Annotated in this window: 18 protein-coding genes; 7 read left to right on the plus strand and 11 right to left on the minus strand. The window is 72.4% G+C overall.

Annotated elements, in window-relative coordinates:
• Positions 1-14: 14 nt before the first annotated feature.
• A complete protein-coding gene (locus ACYVLJ_RS42625; protein ID WP_460442968.1) occupies positions 15-692 on the minus strand; it encodes a TetR/AcrR family transcriptional regulator in 678 nt (225 codons plus the stop codon).
• Between the two features lie 115 nt (positions 693-807).
• On the opposite strand from ACYVLJ_RS42625, the gene ACYVLJ_RS42630 reads away from it, so the two are divergent.
• From ACYVLJ_RS42630 to ACYVLJ_RS42640, 3 genes are read left to right on the plus strand one after another with little or no spacing between them, the layout of a single operon-like run.
• A complete protein-coding gene (locus tag ACYVLJ_RS42630; RefSeq protein ID WP_460442969.1) occupies positions 808-1,710 on the plus strand; it encodes an SMP-30/gluconolactonase/LRE family protein in 903 nt (300 codons plus the stop codon).
• A 26-nt stretch (positions 1,711-1,736) separates the two neighbouring features.
• On the plus strand, positions 1,737-2,726 hold the full coding sequence (locus ACYVLJ_RS42635) for an LLM class oxidoreductase (RefSeq protein WP_460442970.1): 990 nt from the start codon (positions 1,737-1,739) through the stop codon (positions 2,724-2,726).
• Positions 2,727-2,768: 42 nt separating this feature from the next.
• Positions 2,769-3,206, plus strand: coding sequence for a VOC family protein (locus ACYVLJ_RS42640; protein ID WP_460442971.1), 438 nt, complete (start codon positions 2,769-2,771; stop codon positions 3,204-3,206).
• Positions 3,207-3,365: 159 nt separating this feature from the next.
• On the opposite strand, the gene ACYVLJ_RS42645 is transcribed toward ACYVLJ_RS42640, so the two are convergent.
• On the minus strand, positions 3,366-3,941 hold the full coding sequence (locus tag ACYVLJ_RS42645; RefSeq protein WP_460442972.1) for a TetR/AcrR family transcriptional regulator: 576 nt from the start codon (positions 3,939-3,941) through the stop codon (positions 3,366-3,368).
• Between the two features lie 96 nt (positions 3,942-4,037).
• On the opposite strand from ACYVLJ_RS42645, the gene ACYVLJ_RS42650 reads away from it, so the two are divergent.
• Positions 4,038-5,087 (plus strand): aldo/keto reductase, encoded by a 1,050-nt coding sequence (locus tag ACYVLJ_RS42650; RefSeq protein WP_460442973.1) that lies wholly within the window; start codon positions 4,038-4,040, stop codon positions 5,085-5,087.
• Positions 5,088-5,143: 56 nt separating this feature from the next.
• On the opposite strand, the gene crcB (ACYVLJ_RS42655) is transcribed toward ACYVLJ_RS42650, so the two are convergent.
• The 8 genes from crcB (ACYVLJ_RS42655) to ACYVLJ_RS42690 form a co-directional block, all read right to left on the minus strand.
• Complete coding sequence (gene crcB, locus ACYVLJ_RS42655) at positions 5,144-5,512, minus strand: fluoride efflux transporter CrcB (protein WP_451983770.1); 369 nt, start codon at positions 5,510-5,512, stop codon at positions 5,144-5,146.
• Positions 5,509-5,850: a DUF190 domain-containing protein gene (locus tag ACYVLJ_RS42660; protein WP_451983772.1), complete on the minus strand. Its 342-nt coding sequence runs from the start codon at positions 5,848-5,850 to the stop codon at positions 5,509-5,511. The genes crcB (ACYVLJ_RS42655) and ACYVLJ_RS42660 overlap by 4 nt, the downstream gene beginning before the upstream one ends.
• Positions 5,847-6,341, minus strand: a complete 495-nt coding sequence (gene crcB / locus ACYVLJ_RS42665) for a fluoride efflux transporter FluC (RefSeq protein WP_460442974.1) — start codon at positions 6,339-6,341, stop codon at positions 5,847-5,849. Before crcB (ACYVLJ_RS42665) ends, ACYVLJ_RS42660 begins: the two co-directional genes overlap by 4 nt.
• A gap of 165 nt (positions 6,342-6,506) precedes the next feature.
• Positions 6,507-6,854, minus strand: a complete 348-nt coding sequence (locus ACYVLJ_RS42670) for a DUF190 domain-containing protein (RefSeq protein WP_451983891.1) — start codon at positions 6,852-6,854, stop codon at positions 6,507-6,509.
• A gap of 126 nt (positions 6,855-6,980) precedes the next feature.
• Positions 6,981-8,951: a glycosyltransferase family 4 protein gene (locus ACYVLJ_RS42675; RefSeq protein WP_460442975.1), complete on the minus strand. Its 1,971-nt coding sequence runs from the start codon at positions 8,949-8,951 to the stop codon at positions 6,981-6,983.
• On the minus strand, positions 8,948-9,697 hold the full coding sequence (locus ACYVLJ_RS42680; protein ID WP_460442976.1) for a DUF998 domain-containing protein: 750 nt from the start codon (positions 9,695-9,697) through the stop codon (positions 8,948-8,950). The genes ACYVLJ_RS42675 and ACYVLJ_RS42680 overlap by 4 nt, the downstream gene beginning before the upstream one ends.
• 111 nt (positions 9,698-9,808) lie before the next feature.
• Positions 9,809-11,194, minus strand: coding sequence for a HAMP domain-containing sensor histidine kinase (locus ACYVLJ_RS42685; protein WP_451983780.1), 1,386 nt, complete (start codon positions 11,192-11,194; stop codon positions 9,809-9,811).
• Positions 11,191-11,886, minus strand: a complete 696-nt coding sequence (locus ACYVLJ_RS42690; RefSeq protein WP_451983782.1) for a response regulator transcription factor — start codon at positions 11,884-11,886, stop codon at positions 11,191-11,193. Before ACYVLJ_RS42690 ends, ACYVLJ_RS42685 begins: the two co-directional genes overlap by 4 nt.
• 150 nt (positions 11,887-12,036) lie before the next feature.
• On the opposite strand from ACYVLJ_RS42690, the gene ACYVLJ_RS42695 reads away from it, so the two are divergent.
• On the plus strand, positions 12,037-12,474 hold the full coding sequence (locus tag ACYVLJ_RS42695; RefSeq protein WP_460442977.1) for a DUF1707 SHOCT-like domain-containing protein: 438 nt from the start codon (positions 12,037-12,039) through the stop codon (positions 12,472-12,474).
• A 57-nt stretch (positions 12,475-12,531) separates the two neighbouring features.
• Here ACYVLJ_RS42695 and ACYVLJ_RS42700 read toward each other — a convergent pair whose 3' ends face one another.
• On the minus strand, positions 12,532-15,555 hold the full coding sequence (locus ACYVLJ_RS42700; RefSeq protein ID WP_460442978.1) for an MGH1-like glycoside hydrolase domain-containing protein: 3,024 nt from the start codon (positions 15,553-15,555) through the stop codon (positions 12,532-12,534).
• A 257-nt stretch (positions 15,556-15,812) separates the two neighbouring features.
• On the opposite strand from ACYVLJ_RS42700, the gene ACYVLJ_RS42705 reads away from it, so the two are divergent.
• Entirely contained in the window at positions 15,813-16,739 is a 927-nt protein-coding gene (locus tag ACYVLJ_RS42705; RefSeq protein WP_460442979.1) for a HEAT repeat domain-containing protein, read from the plus strand.
• A gap of 60 nt (positions 16,740-16,799) precedes the next feature.
• A complete protein-coding gene (locus tag ACYVLJ_RS42710; protein WP_460442980.1) occupies positions 16,800-21,872 on the plus strand; it encodes a phosphotransferase in 5,073 nt (1,690 codons plus the stop codon).
• The last annotated feature ends 48 nt before the right edge of the window (positions 21,873-21,920 follow it).

The following is a 21,920-nucleotide window of genomic DNA, read 5'->3' on the forward strand; positions in this document are numbered from 1 at the left end:
GTCGTGGGCCGAGGTCAGGCGCCGAGCATCCGGGCGGCCAGCTCGGCGTACGACTCGCCCAGTGCCTCGGGCGAGTCCGCGCCGTCCAAGCGGTACCAGCGCACCAGGTCGACGCCGAGCGACAGGATCGCGCGCACCGCGCGGTCGATGTCCGGCACGTCGAAGACGCCCTCGCGGGCGCCGCGCTCCACCGCGGCCTGGAAGGTCGCGGAAAACCGCTGCCGGAGGTCGAGGATCTCGGCGAGGTGTTCCGGCTCGAGTGCCGCCAGCTCGTACTGGCAGACCCGCGCCACGGTGTGGTGGCGGGCGTGCCAGGACACGTGCCCGGCCACCAGCCGGCGGACGTGGTGGCGGGTGTCGCCGTCGTCGTGCTGGGAGGTCAGGGCCGCGAGGGCTCGCTCGTGGCCCGTCCGTGCGATGTGGAACAGCACGGCTTCCTTCGACGCGAAGTGCACGTACAGCGAACCGGGGCTGAGGCCGACGACGGCGGTGATGTCGCGGGTCGTGGTGGCGTGGAAACCCTTGCCGGCGAAGCACTGCACGGCCGAGGACAGCAGCGCGCGGGCCACCGGGGAGGTGTCCTCGCCCCAGAACTCGCCGGGGACGGTCTCGGGCCCGAGGGCGGTCGTGAGCTCCATCGCGGCCGCCACCGGGTACCGCCCGCCGCCGCGACGGCGCTCTGTCCCTGGCATCGCGGTCTCCCTCCGACTTGACACTGCCCGGCCCCGGAGTCATGGTAACTGGGCGCTCAGTTAGTGGGCGCGAAGACGTGCCGAACTGTCGACGATGACGTAAGGAGAGGTCGCGATGGGATCTGGGCCCGCGGCCAGGCAGCCGGCCGTCGTACTCGACGGCTTCTCGTACCTCGAGTGCCCCCGGTGGCACGACGGCCGGCTGTGGGTGTCGGACTTCTACACCGGGAAGGTCGTCGCGATCGACGCCCGCGGCGAGACCGAGGTCATCGCCGAGGTGCCGCAGCAGCCGTCCGGCCTCGGGTTCCTGCCCGACGGGCGCCTGCTGATCGTGTCCATGCGCGACCACCGCCTCCTCGTGCGCGACGAACCGGGCAAGCTCACCGAGCACGCCGACCTGTCCGGAGTGGTCTCCGGGGTGCTCAACGACATGGTCGTCGACGCCCGCGGCCGCGCCTGGGTGGGCAACTTCGGGTTCGACCTCATGGGCGGCGCGCCCCTGCGCTACACCACGCTGACCCGCGTCGACGCCGATGGCAGCGTCGCCGTCGCCGCCGAGGACCTCGGGTTCCCCAACGGCATGGTGATCCTCGGCGACGTGCTGGTCGTCGCCGAGACGTTCGCCGGGCGGCTGACCGCCTTCGACATCGGCGAGGACGGCGAGCTGAGCGGGCGGCGCGTCTGGGCGCAGTTCGGGGAGACCCCGAAGACCGAGGACGTCGGCGAGGCGGTGCAGCTCCTCGAAGTGGCCCCGGACGGCATCTGTGCCGACGCCGAGGGCGCGATCTGGGTGGCCGACGCCCTGCACAACCGCGTGCTCCGGGTCGAAGAAGGCGGCCGGATCCTCGAGGAGATCGATGCGGGCACCGGCGTCTTCGCCTGCATGCTCGGCGGCGCCGACGGGCGGACGCTGTACCTCTGCGCGGCGCCCTCCTTCGCCGAGCACGAACGCCGTCCGGTCCGCGAAGCCCAGCTGCTCGCGGTCGACGTCGAGGTCCCGCACGCCGGCCTGCCCTGATCCCGCAGCGTGAACCGGAGGGTTCCATGGACGTCTCCTGCGCTTTCCCGACCGCACTCGACTCCCCGGACCACATCGCCCTGGCCGAAGAGCTCGGCTACGAACGGGCGTGGGTGTACGACACCCCGCAGCAGAGCCCCGACGTGTGGATGACCCTCGCGCTGGCGGCCGAACGCACCGAGCGGATCGGCCTCGCGCCGGGCGTGCTGGTGCCGAGCCTGCGCCACCCGATGGTCAACGCCGCGGCGACCGCCACCCTCGCCGCGCTGGCACCCGGCCGCGTCGCGGTCTCCTTCGGCACCGGGTTCACCGGCCGCCGCGCCATGGGGTACCGCGCGATCACGTGGTCCTACATGGAGTCCTACATCCGCGCCTACCGCGGTCTCCTGCAGGGGGACGTCGTCGAGTGGGAGGGGGCGCAGATGCGGATGCTGCACCCCGGCGGCCACGCTCCCGCCCGGCCCGTCGACGTCCCCGTCCTGATCGGGGCACTGGGACCGAAGGGGCACAAGGTCGCCAGGGAACTGGGCGACGGGCTGTACGTCACGCTGCAGCTGCCCGAGTTCCTGAGCGAGTACTCGTGGGTGCCCTACCTCGTGTGGGGCACGGTGCTCGACGACGGCGAGGCCACGGACACCGAGCACGCGCGCCGGGCCGCCGGGCCCGGCTGGGCGCTGGCCTACCACGGCGCCTACGAGTTCGGCGGCGCCTCCGCCGTGCGCGAACTCCCGGGCGGCGCGGAATGGATGGCCGTGGTGGAGCGGACGCCGGAGGGCCGACGGCACCTCGCTGTCCACACCGGACACTGCGTCGAGCTGGGCGAGGCCGACCAGGCGGCGTGGCAGGCGGGTGGCCACACGATGCTGCGCGACGTGACGATGAGCGGCACGCGCGGAGAACTGCGGGACCGGCTGGCCGAGGTCGCCGCCCGGGGCGTCACCGAAATCGTGTTCCAGCCGTGCGGGCCGGACGTCCGCTCCGAGCTCGAGCGCTTCTTCGACGCCGCGAACGGCTGAGCACGGCCGGACCGCCCGGCCCGGCTCGGTAGCATGCGAACCATGGCCATCAAGCTCGAGAACGTCGGCATCACCGTGCGCGACCTCGAAGCAGCGATCTCCTTCTTCACCGACCTCGGGCTCACGGTCGTCGGCCGTGACACGGTCAGCGGTGCGTGGACCGACACCGCCGTCGGGCTCGATGGCAACCACGCGAAGATCGCGATGCTCCGGACGCCGGACGGTCAGGGGCACCTCGAGCTCTTCGAGTACCTCCACCCCGAAGCGATCGAGTCGGATCCCACCCGTCCCCACGAGATCGGCATGCACCGGGTCGCCTTCTCGGTCGACGACATCGACCAGGCCCTCGAGACGGCCGCGAAACACGGGTGCCGTCCGCTTCGCGGCGTGGCCACCTACGAGGACGTCTACAAGCTCACGTACGTCCGCGGTCCCAGCGGCATCATCGTGATGCTCGCCGAGGAGCTGAAGAAGAGCTGACGTCAGCCCGGACCCGACTCCGGCGCGGAGTTCATCGAGCCGCCGTGGGGTTCGAAACCGCTGTGCGCGACGGGCTTCGAGGTCGACCTGGTGCTCGCTGCGGCCAGTCCACGGGGGTAGCAGGCGTACGCCGTCGCCCGCTGACCACCCGCGGCGCCCTCAGACCGGCTGCGGCGGCGCCTGCAGCCCGGAAAACACGGCCGCGATGAGCCGCCGGCCCTGGGCCGCGCCCTCGTCGTCGTTCGGGACGCGCCACAGGAAGCTCATCAGCATGATGATGTCCGCGGGGTCGTGCCCGGGGGCGATCGTGCCCTCGGCGACGCAGGCGTCGACCAGCTTGGCCACCGCCGCCGTCGCCGGGGCCCACGAGGCGCTGATCAGGTCCTGGGCCGCGTCGCTGTGCAGGGCGTCGCCGAGGCCGTGCTTGATGCGGATGTAGGCGGAGAGCGTCTCGAACCACTCGATGAACGCGGCTTTGGCGGACGGCTGGCGGGCCAGCACGTCGTCGGCCGTCGTCGTCAGCTGCTCGATGTCGTGCTGGTAGGCCGCCAGGATCAGGTCTTCGCGGGTGGGGAAGTGCCGGTAGAGCGTGCCGGCGCCGACCCCCGCGTGCTTCGCGACCTCGCTCAGCGTCACGAGCGGGTTCACCGCGAACAGCTCGTGTGCGGCGTCGATGATCGCGCCGCGGTTGCGTGCCGCGGCCTTGCGCTGGGTGCCGTACGTCCCTTCTTTCATGCCCCGATCATGCCTCATCTTTGACATGCGGAGAATCCTCCGCTAGTTTGGTGGGCAGACGCGGAGAATCCTCCGCATGTTCGGCTGGGAGAACTGATGCAGTACGTGAAGCTCGGCACCACCGGTCTCGACGTCTCGCCCATCGCGATCGGCGCGATGACGTACGGCGAGCCGGACCGCGGCCACCCCGTCTGGTCGCTGGGGGAGGAGGACGCGCGCCCGCTGGTCAAGCACGCCCTCGAAGCGGGTATCAACTTCTTCGACACGGCGAACATGTACTCCAACGGCTCCAGCGAAGAGATCCTCGGCCGCGCGCTCCGGGACTTCGCCGACCGGGACGACGTCGTGATCGCCACCAAGCTGCGCCACCCGATGCGCCCGGGCCCCAACGGCCGGGGGCTGTCCCGCAAGGCGATCATGACCGAGGTCGACCACTCGCTGCGCCGGCTCGGCACCGACTACATCGACCTCTACCAGGTGCACCGCAACGACCACGCGACGCCGCTGGAGGAGACCCTCGAGGCGCTCAGCGACCTGGTGAAGGCGGGCAAGGTCCGCTACCTCGGCGCGTCCTCGATGCATGCGTGGGAGTTCGCGAAAGCCCTGCACCTGCAGAAACAGCACGGCTGGGCGCGGTTCGTGTCCATGCAGGACCACTACAACCTGCTGCACCGCGAGGAAGAGCGCGAAATGATCCCGCTGTGCCTCGACGAAGGCGTCGGCACGATCATCTGGAGCCCGCTGGCCCGCGGCCGGCTGGCCCGGGCGTGGGACGACGCCAAGGCGACCGCCCGCGCCGAGACCGACGGCGACTTCGCGGACCTGCTCTACTCGCCGAGCGAGGAAGCGTCGAACCGCGCGATCGTGGCGGCGGTCGGGAAGGTCGCCGCCGCGCACGGGGTGAGCCGTGCGCAGATCGCGCTGGCCTGGCTGCGCCGCCAGCCGGTGGTGACCGCCCCGCTGGTCGGCGCCGGATCACTGAGCCAGATCGACGACGCCGTGGCGTCGCTGGACGTGGAGCTCACGGACGACGAGGTCAGGTCCCTCGTCGCGCCGTACACACCGAGGTACGACTGGCAGGGCATCTCCGACGAGGCCGAGCTGGACGCGATCCGCGCCCGCGTACCCGGCATGGCCTTGAAGTAGCCGCGATGTCGCGGAGTGCTCGGTCCTCCCTTGGGCGACCTTCAGGCCTGGGGCGGTCAGACCACGAGCGCGTGCACGGTCGTGTAGCCCAGCAGGGCTGCGCCGAGCCCGGCGACGACGCTCACCCCGACGTTGGCGACGGCGTAGAAGTAGCTGCGCTGCTCGACCAGCCGCAGCGTCTCGTAGCTGAAGGTGCTGTAGGTGGTGAGAGCGCCGCAGAAACCGGTGCCGACCAATGCCGTCACCGAGGCCGGCACGGCGAGGCCGCCGCCGGCCAGGCCGCCCAGGACGAGGCAGCCGGCCAGGTTCACCGTGAAGGTGCCCCACGGGAAGAGGCTGTCGTGGCGGCTCTGCACGAGGCGGTCGGTGAGGTAGCGGGCGGGCGCGCCGACGATGGCGCCGAGGAAGACGAGAGCGAGCGTCATGACTTCGGTTTTCCCTGGTAGCGGCGGACCTGCACCTCGTCGATCAGGACCGTGCCTTCGGCGATGAGCTCGTCCAGTTCGGGCAGGAACGCGCGGATCCGCGCTTCGGTGTCGATGATCAGCACGAGCACGGGAAGGTCTTCGGTCATGCTGAGCAGCCGGGTGGTGTGGATGGTCGACGAGCTGCCGAAGCCCTCGCAGCCCCGCAGCACGGTGGCGCCGGCGATCCCGGCCCGGCGGGCGCGTTCGACGATCTCGTGGTGGACCGGCCTGTGGTGCCACAGATCGTCCGCGCCCACGAAGATCGACAGCCGCAGCGCCGGCTCGGTCGCGATCATGTCAGGCCTCCTCGGCTGCGGACGGTGCCGGCGGCCGTGCGCGTCAGCCAGACGCCCAGCACGACCGCGATCAACGCCGCCAGCAGGGTTCCGGCCAGGTAGCCGAAGGCGAGGACGACGGTCCCGGGTTGCAGCAGCGCGCGGGTTTCCGTGGCGTAGGTGGAAAACGTGGTGAACCCGCCGAGGACACCGACGCCGAGAAAGGGGCGGACGAGGTGGTGCGCGGTCCAGATCTCGGTGATCAGCACCATCAGGATGCCGATGAGGAAGCAGCCGGTGACATTGGTGAGGAAGGTGCCCAGCGGAAACCGGCCGGGGACCGTCGGCCACACCTGGGCCACGCCGTACCGGGCGAGCGCGCCCAGGCCGCCGCCGAGGGCGATCACGAGGAGGATGCTGCCGTGGGTGCGGACCAGCTCCCGGCGGTGCCCGCGGACGTGCAGGTCGACGTCGGGATCCACCGGGTCGGTCAGCTCGATTTCGCTGCTCACGCATGCCTCCTACTTGGACCGTGGTCGTGCTGGTCAAGTAGGGACCGTTGGCGGGCGGGCCGCGGTTCTTCCGGTGTCCCGGAGCGGCGAGCCCCACCGCCGCTACCGCGAGTGTAGAGGAGGCCCCGAAGGCGGCGGCACCGCGGTGTCCGGTGGGGCACCGGATCAGCTCGACGACCACCAGTGCGCGCGCCGGGGCGGCGGCCGGGTGTAGCGGATCGCCTCAACCGGGTCGAGCGCGACCAGGCCGCTGAGGTCGAGCTCGTCCAGCTGGGGCAGGAACCGGCGGACCCGGTCCTCCTCGTCGGCGATGAGGATCAGGAGCGGCAGGTCGTCGCTGAGCCGGAAGAGGTGCTCGGTGTGCACGCGCGACGTCGCGCCGAAGCCTTCGACCCCGCGGATGACTGTGGCGCCCGCCAACCCGGCCTGGTGGGCGCGGTGCACGATTTCGGCGTAGAGGGGCTTGTGGTGCCACTGGTCGGTCTGCTCGACGAAGATCGACAGGCGGAGCATGGTTCCGGTGGTCTTCACGGCGGGCTCCTCCCGGTCACCGGGCGGATCCGTCGCCCGCGTCCAGTACACGCGCGCCGGGCCGGACGGGTCAAGCACCCCGGTCCGGGCACCCGGCGAGCGTGTTCGTCACGCGGCTTGGCCGACCGCGGACGGGGCGGGAAGCAGGATCCGGTACTGCGCCTCGAACCTCGCCAGCGCGCCCTCGACGTCGTGTCCGGCGACGATGGCCCGGGACGTCTCGCCCATGCGGGCCCGCTGGTCCGGATCCGCGGCCAGGTCGGCGAGCCAGCGCGAAATCGTCGTGATCGCGCCGGGTTCGAAGAGGTAGCCGTTCTCGCCATGGTGGACCAGGTGTGGCAGGGCGAGCGCGTCGGCGGCGACGACCGGCAGGCCCGCCGCCATGGCCTCCATCGTGGCGAGGCTCTGCAGCTCCGCCGTGCCGGGCATGCAGAACACGTCGGCTTCGGCGTACCGGCGGACGAGGTCGGCGTCGGAGACGAAGCCGTGGAACGTGACGCGATCGGCGACACCCAGCTCGGCGGCGAGAGCTTCCAGGTCCGGCCGCCGGGTGCCGTCGCCGACGAGGTCCGCCCGGATGTGCGGCAACGGGGCCAGCGCGCGCAGGAGCTGGTCGATGTTCTTCTCGGCATCCAGCCTGCCGACGAACAGGACGGACATCGGCCCGTCGGCCGGGCGTGCGGGGGCCGCGTAGTGCGCGAGGTCGATGCCGCAGGACACGACCTGCACCGGCCGGTCGAACCCGATCCCGGCCAGGACTTCGGCCGCCCTCGGCGTCGGCGTGGTGACGATGCGCGCGTGGCGGTAGACGCGGACCAGGTCCTGCCACGCCCAGCGGGCGAGCGCGGTCTTCACGCGGCGGGGGAACGGGGTGTAGCCGAGCAGGTTGTCCGGCATGAAGTGGTTGGTGGCCATGCCGGGGATGTCGCGTTCGGCGGCGGTTTCGAGCAAGGCGCGGCCGACGCCGAAGTGGGCCTGGACGTGGACGACGTCCGGGCGCAGCCGGTCCAGGAGCGGCCCGGCCTCGTTGCGGGCGCCGCCGGGCGTGCAGAACCGGTAGTCGCCGTGGAACGGGATCGCGCGGGAGCGGAGGCGGTGGATCGTGTAGCCGTCGCGCTGCTCGGTGCGGGCGGGGCCGTCGTCGGAGGGGCAGACGACGTGGACGTCGTGACCGCGGCCGGCGAGCCCGCGGGCCAGGCGCGCGGCGAAGAACGACGCGCCGTTGATGTCGGGCGGGAACGTGTCGGCGCCGATCAGGACGCGAAGGCCGGTCGGGGGCACGGAGTTCTCCTCGGGTTTCGGGCGGATGTGCGGAAGGGCACCGGCGAGCACGCGCACACCGGCGAGAGCGACGGCCGCGGCGATCGCGGCGGCGGGTTGCGGGCCTTCGCCGTAGGCCAGCGCGGCCACGGCAACGGCGGTGAGCGGATCGAGCACGGTCGTGGTCCCGACGACGACGGCGGTGGACCCGGCGGCATAAGCCCGGTGCAGCAGAACGCCGCCGGCGCCGAGCAACAGCAGGGCCTGACCGCCGAGCACCACCGCCGTCGCAGGGGATTGAGCCGCGGCGGCATGCACGACGGACGAGCCGAGCCCGAACAGAACGGCCGCGGCGGCAGCCGTCAGAGCACAGCCGACCCGGGCGAACCACGCCAGAGCGGCAACACCGAAGCCGACGACGGCCACCGTTTCGGCGGTGCCCGCTCCGATCGCCGCGACCGGGGCGGACGAGGCGGCGAGGAGCACGAACCCGGCCACGCCCGCCACGACGAGCACCACGGCGACGAGCACCCGGCGGTCCCGGCGTCCGAAAAGGACGGTCAGCACCAGGCTGAACACCCCGAGCGGCTGCACGACCGGAAGGGACGCCAGCGAGAGCGCGACAACGTGCAGCAGACTGCCACCGACGGCCAGGGCGGTACCCGTCCACCAGCCGGGGGAGCGCAGCAGCCGGGCGAGCGCCCGCAACCCGGGAGCGCCCGCCGTGGCCAGACCACCGACCTCGGCATGCTGCCGAGCGGCGGCGACCGCGAACAGCGTGGCGCCCAGCAGCGCACAGACAACGGCGAGCACGGTCACCGGATCGCCTCCGAATCGCTCAAAGGTTCGGCGCGCACGGCCTGCTGCGGCGGCTCGGCCGCGCGCTCCGGATTGCTCGTGGGTTCGGCTCGGTCGGCTTGGTGGGTCGGCGGCGCCGTGTGTTTCGGGTCGCGCGTGTGGTCGGCCTGCTGCGGCAGCCCCGCCGCGCGCCTTGGATCCGCCGCGACCCGCCTGAGTGCGGTCGCCGTCGTCGCGACGATCAGGAACTCCGCCAGCAGTGCCGCCCGCTCCAGCAGCCCGGCCGGGAGCCAGCCGACCAGCTGGGCCAGGCCGAACGCCGTCGCCGTCACCACCCCGGCCACCGCCGCCCGCCGTAGGGCCGGGGCGAGCGCGCGCCACCGCGGTTCCGCTCGCAGGCGGGTGCTCAACGCCCAGGCCGCGAGCGGCAGGCTGGCGAACAGCACCGCCCCGCCCGCTCGGTGGACCTCGCCCGACACCGTGACGTCCGCGGTGCTGACGTTGCTGCGGAACACCAGGACCACCACGAGCCCCGCCGTCCAGGACAGGAACAGCGCGGTGACCAGCGGGCTGCGCGGCAGGGCGGCGAGGTGGGCCGCGACGGCGAGCGCGACCGCCGCGGCGAGGAGGAGGACCAGGGCCACCTCGAACAGCACGCGCCCGCCGCGGTGCCAGGCGTAGTCGCTCACCGGGTCGCGCCACGGGCTGACCTTCCCGGCGAACCCCAGCGTCAGCCCGGCGATGATCGCCTGCGCGACGACGGCCATGACCAGCGTCAGCGTCGCCGGCGAGGGGGGGCGAAAGCGTGGTCCGGGGAGTCACAAGTCAGACGGTGCTGGCCGTCCATGAGAGTTCGATGAAGATCGCGCGGGGTTTGCTTAAGAAGCGGCCAGCGGGAGCACCAAGTCGAACCGCGCGCCGCCGCCGTCGGCCCGGGACGCCGTCGCCTGGCCGCCGTGCTGGGCCAGGACCTGCTCGACGATCGCCAGCCCCAAGCCGGAACCGGGGAGCGCGCGGGCGGTGTCGGCCCGGTAGAACCGCTCGAACACGTGCGGCAGGTCGGCCTCGGGGATGCCCGGTCCTTCGTCGTCGACGCGCACTCGCACCACATCGGTGTCCGCCGTCATCGTGACCCGGACCGTGCCGCCGGGCGGGGACCACTTCGCGGCGTTGTCGAGCACGTTCAGCACCGCGCGTTCGAGCGCCGCCGGGCGGGCGGTCACCTCGGCCTCGGCCGATTCGGCTTCGAACGTGACGTTCGGCCACCGCGACCGGGTGCGCTCGACCGCCGAGCCGACGACATCGGCCAGGGCGACGCGTTCCACCGCCTCGGTCGGCCGTTCGCCGGTGGACAGGTCGACCAGCTCGCCGATCAGCGCCGTCAGCTCGACGGCCTGGGTGTCGAGGTCGGCCAGCAGCCGCGAGCGGTCCTCGGCCGACAGCTCGCGCTGGGGGTTCGCGTCGGCGTGGATCAGCAGCTCGATGTTGTTGCGCAGGCTCGTCAACGGCGTGCGCAGCTCGTGCCCGGCGTCCTCGACCAGCCGCCGCTGCTCGTCGCGGGAGCGGCTCAGCGCGGTCAGCATCTCGTTGAACGACGTGGCCAGCCGCCCGATCTCGCCGGACGCGGTGACGTCGATGGCCGCCGACAGCTCCTGGGTGCGCGCGATGTTCTCGGCCGCCGAAGTGAGGTCGTCGACCGGCTGGAGCGCCGACCGGGCGACCGCGCGGCCGACCACCGTGGCGCCCAGCACGCCGGCGGCGGACACCACGAGCAGCCAGAAACCCAGCCGCCCCAAGCTGTCTTCGACGTCCTCGGAGTCCTGGGCGACCTGGACCGTGCCGCCGTCGGACCGCGGGGCCGTCCACATGCGGAACCGGTCGCCCTCGACGACGTGGACGTTGGCCGCCCGGCCGACGGAGTACGGCGCGTCCGGCGGCGGAGGCGGCAGTTCCGGCTTCGCCCCGGCGATCCCGGTGACGGCCCCGGCGGCCGAGCGGAACTGGACGGTCAGGCCGTTGGACCGGTCGGGCCCGGGCCTGTTCACGGTCGACCGCAGGGTCGAGAGTGCTTCCTCCGGCGAGGAGGCTTTCGCCGCGAGCTGGGCGTAGGACTGCAGCCGGGCGTCGAACTGGTCGTAGAGGTCGGCCCGCGTGATGCTCCACGAGATCGCCGACACCGTGACCACGGCGAGCGCCACCGCCCCGGCGACCAGGACGCCGAGCCGCGCGCGCAGGGACAGCTTCTTCCAGCGAGGCCGCTTCACAGCGGTTCCTCGCGCAGCACGTAGCCGACTCCGCGCACGGTGTGCAGCAGCCGGGACTCGCCCCCGGCCTCCAGCTTCCGGCGCAGGTAGCTGACGTAGACGTCGAGGCCGTTGGACGCGGTGCCGAAGTCGTAACCCCACACGTTTTCGAACATCACCGTGCGGGTCAGCACGATCCGCGGGTGGCGCAGGAACGTCTCGAGCATGGCGAACTCGGTGCGGGTCAGGTGCAGGGCGCGGCCGCCGCGGAACACCTCCCGCGTCGACGGGTCGAGGGTGACGTCCCCGAAGCGCAGCGCGGCGGGCGCGGGCGGCTCGGCCGGCGAGTTGTACTCGGTGCGCCGCAGCAGCGCCCGCACCCTGGCCAGCAGTTCCTGCAGGGCGAACGGCTTGACCAGGTAGTCGTCGGCGCCCGCGTCGAGCCCGGCGACCCGGTCGGTCACGGCGGTCCGCGCGGTCAGCATCAGGACGGGCACGGTGTTGCCTTCGGCGCGCAGCACCCGGCACACCTCGAGGCCGCCGAGCACCGGCATCGTGACGTCGAGCAGGACGCCGTCGGGCTGTTCGTCGCGGATCATCGCGAGCCCGGTGGCGCCGTCGCCCGCGATGGAGACCCGGTAGCCCTCGAACCGCAGCGTGCGCGACAGCGAATCCTGCACGGCCGTCTCGTCGTCGACGATCACCAGGTGCACCCGGCGTCCCTCCGCTCTTCCCGTGATGACACAGGGTAACTGTAGTCGAGGGTGCCGTGGGCGGGCGGAACTCTCATCGAAGATTAACGTTCGCCGCCGTTTCCGCGGTTAGCCTCGGAAGAAGTGTTCGCCGGAGCGAAAGAGGAAATGATGAGCGAGAACGCGCCTGGGACGACGGTGCCGGAAGGGATCCGCTGTTCGGATGCGGAACGTGAGCAGGTCCGCGCCGCGCTCTACGCGGCGGCCGGGGAAGGCCGGCTGACGATGGACGAGGTGGAGGAGCGCCTCGGGCGGCTCGAGGAGATCCGCTACCGGCACGAACTGGCCGCGGTGACCGCCGACCTGCCCGCCCCCGAGCCGACGGCACTGCACGGCTGGCGCCAGATCCTGACCGCGGTCGGCGCCGCACTCGCGGCCGAGTTCGCGATCCTGCGCGGCCGGGCACCCGCCCCGACCCCCGGCCGCCGGCGGCTGCTGATCGCGCTGACCGTCCTCATCGGACTGCTGATCGCGGCAGCCCTGGTGGCGGGCACCCTGCACGGCTTCGAGCCGGACCGCTTCGACGGCCGCGAACTCGGCCGCGGCTGACGGATCGGCCGGTATCGCTCGCGGTCGGGCGGGGGAGCCCTCCGGCCGCGACCGCGCTCAGCCGGTCTCACCCGCCGTCAGCACTCGGTTCCACACCTGGACGCCGTCCACGCTGCCCGGCCAGAAGTCGCTGTGGTTTCCGCCGGACACCGCGCGGCCGATCGCCAGGGAACCCGGTGCCGCGTCGCCGGCGGGCTGGCTCCACTTCTTGGCCTGGGCCACGCCGTCCACGTAGAGGACGTAGGTGCCCTCGTCCGCGTCGTGGACGCCCACCAGGTGGTACCAGCGCCCCGGCTGGGGTGCGACGTCCGACAGGGCGCGGCCTTCACCGGTCGAGAACGCCAGGCGGTCGTCGGCCGCGGAGTACTGCAGGTAGAAGCCGCTGCTCACCGGGCCGTCCTGGCTGACCGCCGTGGCCCACGGGCCCGTGTGGTCGAGCCGGACCCACGCGCCGACCGAGAAGTTGCCGGTGGTGTCGACGACGGGGCCGGTCGTCTCCGCGTACTGGCTCGAGCCGTTGAGCTGCACCGCGCTCCCGCTGACGCCCGGGACCCAGGCCGGCGCGCCGGTCAGGGCGGCGTCGTGCGTTCCCGCGCTGTCGTGGTCGACCGTGCCGCTGCCTTCGTCGAAGCTCCACGCGCCGACCGGGTCGTGCTGCCCGGCCGGGTGGGCGATCTGCAGGTTCTGCCGCCGGTGCGTGCTCTCGGGCCGGCCGCCCGGGCCGCGGTAGGACGCGGTCGCCGTGAGCGCCGCGGCACTGCCCGGCGAGGCGCCCGGGGGTGCCGTCAGGGTGTAGGTCCACGTCCGGGACTGGCCGGACGGGATCGTGGCGGCGGGCCGCCCGGCGGGGGCGACCGCCCAGCCGTCCGCGACGGCGACGTTCACCTGCGGTGCCACGAGCGGGCTGCCGGTCGTGTTCCGCACGGTCACCGTGAGCGGCGTGCTCCCGTTGACCGTGACCACGCCGGTCGCGCCGGCCGGCCCGACGTCGATCCGCGCGTCCGGGCTCGACGGCGACCACGCCTGCAACTCCGTGACGCCGACGAACGCACCCGGCGGGTTGGTGAACACGAGCCGCACCTTGCTGGTGGTCAGGGCCGGGAAGGTGATCCGGTTGACGCCGTTGCCCACCGGGCTCGCCGGGGCCCGGACCTGGCCGGGCACGTCCTGCCAGGCCGAGCCGGCCCAGTACTGCAGGCTGTAGGCGGCCGCCGGTTTGACGCCGCCGCCGTCGTCGTAACCGCTCCAGCGAACGTCGGAAACCTGGGTGGGCGCACCGAAGTCGACGCCGTAGAAGTCGTTGGCGTTCGGCGAGCTGTAGTTGGTCCAGCGGGTGTTCTCGGGCACCTCGTTGTACCAGACCTTGCCGTCGAGGGCGCTCCACGCGTTGTCGTTCGGCCACGTGTAGGACGTGATCGGCTGCGGGTAGCCGGTGCGCACCGGGTTGGCGGCGTCGTTCACGAGGTCGTCGGACCGGGGGAGCACAGCGCGCCCGACGTCGATGGTGGTGGGCCGCAGCGTCGCCGAGCGCTGGACGAGCCGGCCGTCGACGTACAGGCGCATCCCGGCGCCCTGGCCGTAGTGCGTGCCGTCGCGGTCCCACAGCACCGTCACGTTGTGCCCGTGGTACGGCACGTTTTCGGCCGCGAAGTGGTCCCAAGTGGACGGTGTGAGCGGCCGGACGTCCAGGGTGTCCCCGGACTGCGGGCGCAGCCCGATCAGCCCCGAGAGGACGAGGTCGGTGTAGGTCGAGTGGTTGTAGTCCTCGCTGTGGTTCCGGCCGTCGTAGATCCACGCGTCACGGTCCGGGTCGTGGGCCTCGGCGACGTAGGGCCGGCCGTTCTTCGTCTGGGTCCGGGCGTAGGTGGCCAGCGCCGCCGCGTAGTCCTCTTTGGACACGGACTGCTGCGCCGGGTACTCGTCGAGCAGGTTCGCCAGCCCGGTCAGGGTTTGCGAGGTCGCGAACGGCCAGCTCGGGCCGTCCCAGCGGCAGCAGCCGCCGGCGTCCTTCATGAAGAACGGGCTGCGGCGCTCGGCCGTCGTCGGGCCGAAGGGGCTCGCGAAGCCGTTGGGGTCGAGCAGTTGTGACCAAGCCGCGGAGTCACCCGGGTCGGCGGCGCCGAACATCCACGGGACGTACCCGATCTCCTCGCGGCTGCCGGACAGCTGGTGACCCGGGTTGCCGTCACGCGCCATGGCGTAGTAGAAGCCCCGCTTCGGGTCCCACAGCCACTTCTGCATCGACGTCTTGAGCTTCGCGGCGCGCTCGGCGTACTCGGTGGCGAGCTTGTGGTCGCCGACGGAGTCCGCGATGCGGCTGATCGCGACGGCGTCGCCGTACTGGTAGGAGTTGAGCGTCGGGCGGTAGCCGGCCCCGCCGTGGTAGGGATCGGGCGACTCGTAGGACGACGCCGAGAACTCCATCGCGTCCCAGACCGGCACCGACCAGTACAGCCCGAGGCCGGAGTCGTACTGCTTGTCCCAGCCGCGGTACTGGCGCACGAGCGCGGGCAGCAGTTCCCGCAACGGCCCGAAGTCGCCGGTCACCTGGGCCTGGCCGTAGGCGGAGCTGGCCAGCCAGACGCTGTACTCGTGCGCCCAGTCGGTGGTGTCGGCGTTGACGTCGTCGGTCGCCGGCTTGGCGCCCGCACCGGGGCCGGTGAGCCAGAAGCGGAGGTAGTCCTGGCTGTAGCCCGGGTCGCGCAGCCAGCGCCCTTCGGTCAGCTGGTGCCCGGCGGCCGCGTTGATCGCCTGGTAGGGCGCGGCGTACCCGCAGCAGTCGAGGAACTCCGTCGAGATCCAGCCGTCGGCCGGATCGGTGTAGCGCAGGTGCTCCTTCCAGACGCGCCAGCGGTAGTAGTAGACGCTCTGCATGGTGGCGTCGGGCAGGTCGACGAAGGGGATGTTCGCCTCGTACCACCCGGGGTCGGCGTACCCGGCCAGAGGGGCGGAGTGGTCGAGGAAGTGCGTCCCCGCGGTCGGCGGGGCGACGTCCCCGGACGCGTCCGCGACACCGGCGAACGCCAGCTGCGCGAGCAGGCCCGCCACGACCAACCAGGTTCTGCCCCAGGACCGCCGCATCGGACCTCCAGCGCGTTACAACGTTGTAAAAACTCAGGTTCGACCACTATCGCTCAGAAATCCTCAAAAGGGAACACCCAGTTCGCCCGGCTCGAGGCGGCGGGCGGATCTGGCCGGCGGACCGGATCTTGGACGCGGAACTCGCGTCTCGGCGGACGGCTAACCTGAGCGGGTGACCGCTCGTGACGCGCTCGTGGCCGCCGTGCTGCTCCCGCTTGCCGCGGAGGCCGGGATCACGGCGAAGGTGCTCGGGTAGCGTGGCGCGATCGCAGGCCTTCGAACGGTTCCTGGCCGCGGTGACCGCACCCGTCGGTCTCACCAGGGACTCCCTCGACGAGATCCCCGGCATCGGCGTGCTCTTCGAGCTGGTCGGCGAAGAACGCGGGGCGGCGGAGGACATCCTCATCGCCAAGCTCGCCACCGGGGACGGGCGCGCGGCCGTCGCCCTCGCCGAGGCCGGCTGTGCCCGGGCCATCCCCGCGCTCGTCGAAGCGGCTTCCGGGGCGGCGCCGGCCGTGCGGGTCGCCGCCGCGAGGGCGTTGCTCGACCTGGGCGACCGGTCCGGCGAGCCCGCCGTGATCCGGTTGTTGCGCGCCCACGAGGGCACCGGCTTCGACCGGGGCGCCGCCGTCCGGTTGCTGGCCGCGTTCCCCGGCCCGGACCGGGAAATCCTGTTCGAGGTGATGGCGACCGACCCGGATCCCACGGCGAGGTCCGAGGCCACGGACGCGCTGCTCACCGTCGTCGGGCTGGACGACGAGGTGCGCCACGGCGATGTGCTGCTGAGCGCCGGCGGGCGGCTGTTGTCGGCGTTGACGACCGTGCAGTCCGAGGCGCTGGCCGAACTGCGGGAGATCGTCGCCCAATGGGAGGCGGGGGAAACGGCCGAGGACCTGGGCCTGACCTGGCGGTCGCAGAACAAGGCCGTGCGCCGGTTCGCCGACAGCATCGACAGCGGCCGGCCCGACCTGCGCACGCACGGACTGGACGAGGTGACCGGCCGGGACCGCACCCTCGTCGAGAACCTCGTGCTGCTGCGCCTGCACGCCGATCGCCGCGCGGTCCGGGCCGCGGGCACGCTCGGGGTGCGCCGGGCGGTCGAGCCACTTCGGGAGCTGCTCGCGTCGGCCGAAGGCCACGCCCGCGCCGAGATCGAGTCCGTGCTGGACGTCCTGACGCGGTGAACACCCCGGTGACGTCGCGGTGACGTCCCGGTCGCGCGTCCTCTGCCATCCTCGGGCCCGATGCCGGTCCCCGTGAAAGCCCCGCGGCCGCGCGCGGTGTCGCCCGCCGTGGCGCCCGCGGCCCTGCCGCGACGACCGGAGACCCGCGGTGCCCTGGATCCCGGGCCCGCGGACGTCGTCCGCGCGCAGTCCGTCGTGGGCAACTCGGCCGTCTCGGCGGTGCTCGGCGGGCAGCCGAAGCCGGGGGCGTGGGCCGCGCGGATGCGGGTGGACGCGCAGCGGCTGGTCGGGAACCAGGCCGTCGCGAGCCAGGCGCCGCCCGTCCGGCAGACGCCCGTGCCGCCCGCCCGGAAGCCCCCGGCGCCGGTCGAGCCGAAGGCCGGGCCCGCCGCCGCGGACCCCAAGGACAAGGCGGACCCGCCCACGGCGGAACGTCCGGAGAAGCAGGCCCCGAAGGAGAAAAAGGCCGGCCCGCGCAGCCCGGGCGCGGACCCGAAGTTCCAGGCACTGAAGAAGGACGTCGGCGCCAAGAAGAAGACCGTCGCCGCGAGCCACCCGCCCCCGCGGACCGAGGCGGGCGCGGCGCAGGCGGCCGCCGTCGCCCCGGCCGACGACCGGGAAGCCCGCGGCAAGGCGGCCCACGCCGAGGACATGGCCGCCGCGCAGCCCAAGGCGTTCGACAAGCAGGCGTTCGTCGACGCCGTGAAGAAGGCGGTCGCCGACAAGGCACCCAAGAACCTCGACGAGGCCGACAAGTTCGGGGAGTCGGGCCAGGCCGGCGAGATCAAGACCGAGGTCCAGGGCAAGGTCGGCGAGGGCAAGGACGCGTCGGCGAAGGAGATCGCCGACACCACGGCGGCCCCGCCGGAACCCGCGCCGGACGCCAAGCAGGTCGTCCCCCTGGCGCCGGACAAGGTGCCCGCCAAGCCCGGCCCGCCGAACCCGGACCAGGCCGCGCCGGACACCCTGCCGCCGTCGGCCACCGACCTGTCCGCCGGTCCCGCGCGGATCGACCGGCAGCTGGCCGCCGCGGACGTCACCGAGCAGCAGCTGAAGTTCCCGAACTCGCGGGAGAGGCAGTTCGACCAGGCCGTCCAGGACAAGCAGGCGATGGACGCGCATTCGGAGGCGGCACCCAGGAAACTGCGGGCCGGCGAACACCGCCGGATCGGCGAGGTGAAGGCCGACGCCGCCGCCCGCGGGTCCGCCACCATGGCCGGGATCCACGCGAGCCGCGTGGCGACCGGCCGGCGCGTCGGCACCGGGAAGGCCGGCACCAAGAAGACCGACGAGGACAAGCGGAAAGAGGTCACCGACCTCCTGCAGAAGGTCTTCGACCAGACGAAGTCCGACGTCGAGCAGATCCTCACCGACCTCGACAAGAAGGTCGACGACCGGTTCACCACCCAGGAGAAGAGCGCCCGCGACCAGTTCACGCGGGAGCACGAAGACGGGATGCGCCGCTACAAGGACGAGCGGTACGGCGGCTGGGACGGCTGGCTCAAGTGGGGCCGCGACCTCTTCGCGGGCCTGCCCGAGGAGGCCAACCGCATCTACGAGCGCGCCAAGGACCACTACCTGGGCGCGATGGACCGGATCATCTCCGACATCGCGGACCTGGTGGAACGCGAGCTGCGCCGCGCCAAGGACCGGATCGCCGGCGGCCGCGGGGAGCTCCGGGCCGCCGTGGACAAGCTGCCCGCCGATCTGCAGGCGATCGGCCGCGAGGCGGCCACCGGGTTCGCCGGGCAGTTCGACGAGCTGAAGGACACCGTCGACGACAAGGGCACCCAGCTCGTCGACACGCTCGCCACGAAGTACACCGACGCGGTCAAGGCCGTCGACGACGAGATCGCGGCCGAGAAGGAGAAGAACAAGGGCCTGGTCGCGAAGGCGGCGGACGCCATCGGCGGGGCGCTCACCGCGATCGTCGAGCTCGGCCCGATGCTGCTGGGCGTCCTGGCCAAGGCGGTCAGCGCGATCGGCGCGATCCTCAAGGACCCGGTCGGGTTCCTCGGCAACTTGGTCACGGGCGTCGGCGGCGGGCTGAAGCTGTTCATCCGCAACGCGGGCAAGCACCTCGAGCAGGGCGTGCTGGCGTGGCTGCTGGGCACCGCCGCCACGGCCGGGCTCCAGCTGCCGACGACGTTCGACATCGCCGGCATCCTGGTGATGATCGCGACGCTGCTCGGCATCTCGTGGCCGAACATCCGGTCGCGGCTGGTCCGCAAGGTGCCGGAAAAGGCCGTCACCGCCGCCGAGGCCGCCCTGCCGGTGCTGGTGGAGGTCAAGCGGCGGGGCGTGCCGGGCGTGGTCGACGACGTCAAGGCCCGTGTCGGCGACCTGAAGAAGACCCTGATCGACGACCTGGTGTCCTACCTGCTCCCGACGATCGTCATCGCCGGGATCACCTGGATCCTGTCGCTGTTCAACCCGGCGTCCGCGTTCATCCGCGCCTGCAAGCTGATCATCGACATCATCCGGTTCGTCGTGCTGAACACCCGGCAGATCGTCGACTTCGTCAACGCCGTGCTCGACGCCGTTCTCGCGATCGCCCGCGGCGGCACCGGCGGCGTGCCCGCGCTGGTCGAACGCGCGCTGGCCCGCGCCGTCCCGGTCCTGATCGGCGCGCTCGCCGCGTTGCTCGGCATCGGCGGCATCGCGGGCAAGGTCCGCGAGATCTTCCAGAAGCTCTCCCGGCCGGTGAACCGCGCGATCGACTGGGTCGTCGACAAGATCGCCGGACTGGTGAAGAAGCTCTGGGCCAAGCTCAAGCCGAAACCGCGGCGGCGCAGGCGGCCGGACGACCACGCGCCCGCCCGGCCTCCACGCCGTCAAGAACCGCGTCGCGACAAGAAGGACGAGTCGCAGCAGCGCAAGAAGCTGATGGCCGCGCTGCACGAGGCGGGCCGGCTCGCCGACCGCGTGTCCGGTGACCAGGCCGCCGTGCGGCGCGGGCTGCCCGCGATCAAGGCCAAGCACCACCTGACGATGCTGACCGTGACCGCCCGGGCCGGTGCCGGCGAAGCGGTGCTGTTCGTCTTCGACGGCGCGATCAACCCGCGTGCCACCTTCGAACACCTGGCCAACGACCACTACCTCGCCGAGGCGCAGCGGGCCTACAAGCGGTCGAACCCCGCGGACAGCCTCGAATTCGCCATCGACGACATGCCGGGCCGGATGGGCGCCACCGTGCCCGGGCTGAAGAAGGTCATCCGGCTCGGCGAGTCGCAGGCGCGCAAGTACGCCGAGAAGTGGGTCGTCGAAGGCAAGCTCAGCCGGAAGGTGACGGCGCGCGGCCGCGTGGTCTACAGCTTCGTCCACCTGACCGACGTCGACCTTCGGGTGCCCTTCGACCACCCCGAGCGGCCGAAGTGGATGGCGGGCGTGGCGAAGATCCGCCTGTCGGCCACGACGGCCGGCCGCCTCTGGTACCTGGTCATCGCCGGGCTGCGCGACCACCGGCCGGACTACTTCGAGGTCGTCGCGGACACGCTGATGCGCGGCATGCGGATCGCGCCGGGCAAGGGCGCGCTCTGGTCGAAGGGCGTCGACCTGAGCGACTACGCGGCCGGCCTCGGGTTCGTCACGCTGGAGACGCAGGAGTTCTACAACGTCACCGAGGGCCTGGTGCTGCTCGACAACTGGGCCGTGGTCCGGCCGCTGTGGGTGACGTTCTCGAGGCGGTACGCCGGCAGCCTGCGCAAGGAGATCCACATCTTCCTGCGGCAGTTCCTGGCCTCTTCGGTGCTCGTCGAAACCGAGCTGCCCACGGTCCGGCGGATCATGCGGTCGACCGGCCGGTCCATCGCCCTGAAGTTCCACGGCATGGACTGGGGTGACGACCCGGCGAAGATCCTGGAGAACCCGGTGCCAGGGTACTGGCGGGAGCTGCTGGCCGACGGCACGGCCCTCAAGGAAGGCCGGCAGCACGTCCTGGACGAGGCGGGCGCGACGGCCGCGACGACGCAGGCGCGGCTGCGGTTCACCACCAGCCAGGCGAACAAGCGGGCGGCCGCCACCCGGACACCGAGCGGGGACGTCGGCCCGGACGCGCTGGACCGGCTGATGTCGTCGCTGCCGGTGGTGTCGACCACCGATACCGAACTGCGGAGTTTCGCCCGGACCTCGGTCAACTCCGCCGGGGACGTGCAGCTGGTGAAGGTCGGTGGCGGGTACTCCGGCGCACCGGTGCGGCGGATCCTCGACACCCGCGGCAAACTGCTCGGCGTGCTGAAACTCTTCCCGAGCCGCGAACAGTTCGCGATGGAGCTGTCGGCGCTGGCGCGGCTGGGCCGGGTGCGGATCGTCGGCGGCCGGGCGGTGGCCGCGCTGGGGGTCGCGCGGGCTTCGCTGCCGGCCACCACGGGCATCGTGGTCACGAGCGCGGCGCGGGGCCACGACGTCGAAGGGATGATGGAGGAGACGGGCGCCACGCCGAGCGGACCGGAGCGCCGCCGGCTGTTCGCGGAGCTGAGCGCGGCGGTCGCCGGGATCGGGCGCACGCTCGCGCAGCTGCACACCACGCCGAAGGGGTCGGGTGCGCCGGTCGCGTCCGCGTTCCTGAAGCGGCACCTCGACGACATGGTGGCGCGCCGGGACCGGCTGCCCGGCCTCCGCGACGAGCTGGCCGTCGCCGGGATCGACGTGGGCGCGCTGCAGTCGCGGATCGACGCGCTGGTCGCCGGGTTCCGCGCGCACCCCGGCGGCTCGGCGCTGGTACACGGCGACGCGCATCCCGGGAACTACTTCTACGACGCGGCGGCCGGCGTCACCATCATCGACGTCACGACCCTGCACCTGTCCATCGACGCCCGCGGCAACCCGATCGGCGCGCCGTCCCGCGACGTCGGCGTCTTCGCGCAGCAACTGGCGCACTACAGCGTCACGCTGAAGCTGACCCGCGCCGAGGTGGCCACGCTGCAGGCCGTGTTCCGCAGCGCGTACGCGGCCGGCGGCGGAACGGGCACGACGCCGCAGGCCGACGCGTTCTTCCGGGCCAGGGCGTCGCTCGGCTGGCTGATGCGGGCGATGACCGACCTGCACGGCAAGCGGGTGGGCGGGGTACCGGCGACCCTTTCGGTGGCGGACCGGAAGCACGTCCGGCTGGCCGTCGAAGCGTTCGGGTTGTAGTGATGTTTTCCCCGGCGGTGCGGTGGCGCGTCCCCCTGCCGGGAAGGC

It is taken from the genome of Amycolatopsis stemonae, assembly GCF_054781455.1.

Excerpts from the sequence above, each read along its gene's own strand:
- ACYVLJ_RS42625 (WP_460442968.1), bottom strand. The coding sequence starts at position 692 with ATGCCAGGGACAGAGCGCCGTCGCGGCGGCGGGCGGTACCCGGTGGCG.
- ACYVLJ_RS42660 (WP_451983772.1), bottom strand. The coding sequence starts at position 5,850 with ATGATCGCGACCGAGCCGGCGCTGCGGCTGTCGATCTTCGTGGGCGCG.
- ACYVLJ_RS42700 (WP_460442978.1), bottom strand. The coding sequence starts at position 15,555 with ATGCGGCGGTCCTGGGGCAGAACCTGGTTGGTCGTGGCGGGCCTGCTC.
- ACYVLJ_RS42640 (WP_460442971.1), top strand. The coding sequence starts at position 2,769 with ATGGCCATCAAGCTCGAGAACGTCGGCATCACCGTGCGCGACCTCGAA.
- ACYVLJ_RS42710 (WP_460442980.1), top strand. The coding sequence starts at position 16,800 with ATGCCGGTCCCCGTGAAAGCCCCGCGGCCGCGCGCGGTGTCGCCCGCC.
- crcB (WP_451983770.1), bottom strand. The coding sequence starts at position 5,512 with ATGACGCTCGCTCTCGTCTTCCTCGGCGCCATCGTCGGCGCGCCCGCC.
- ACYVLJ_RS42630 (WP_460442969.1), top strand. The coding sequence starts at position 808 with ATGGGATCTGGGCCCGCGGCCAGGCAGCCGGCCGTCGTACTCGACGGC.
- ACYVLJ_RS42635 (WP_460442970.1), top strand. The coding sequence starts at position 1,737 with ATGGACGTCTCCTGCGCTTTCCCGACCGCACTCGACTCCCCGGACCAC.
- ACYVLJ_RS42645 (WP_460442972.1), bottom strand. The coding sequence starts at position 3,941 with ATGAAAGAAGGGACGTACGGCACCCAGCGCAAGGCCGCGGCACGCAAC.
- ACYVLJ_RS42670 (WP_451983891.1), bottom strand. The coding sequence starts at position 6,854 with ATGCTCCGCCTGTCGATCTTCGTCGAGCAGACCGACCAGTGGCACCAC.
- ACYVLJ_RS42695 (WP_460442977.1), top strand. The coding sequence starts at position 12,037 with ATGAGCGAGAACGCGCCTGGGACGACGGTGCCGGAAGGGATCCGCTGT.
- ACYVLJ_RS42680 (WP_460442976.1), bottom strand. The coding sequence starts at position 9,697 with ATGGCCGTCGTCGCGCAGGCGATCATCGCCGGGCTGACGCTGGGGTTC.
- ACYVLJ_RS42650 (WP_460442973.1), top strand. The coding sequence starts at position 4,038 with ATGCAGTACGTGAAGCTCGGCACCACCGGTCTCGACGTCTCGCCCATC.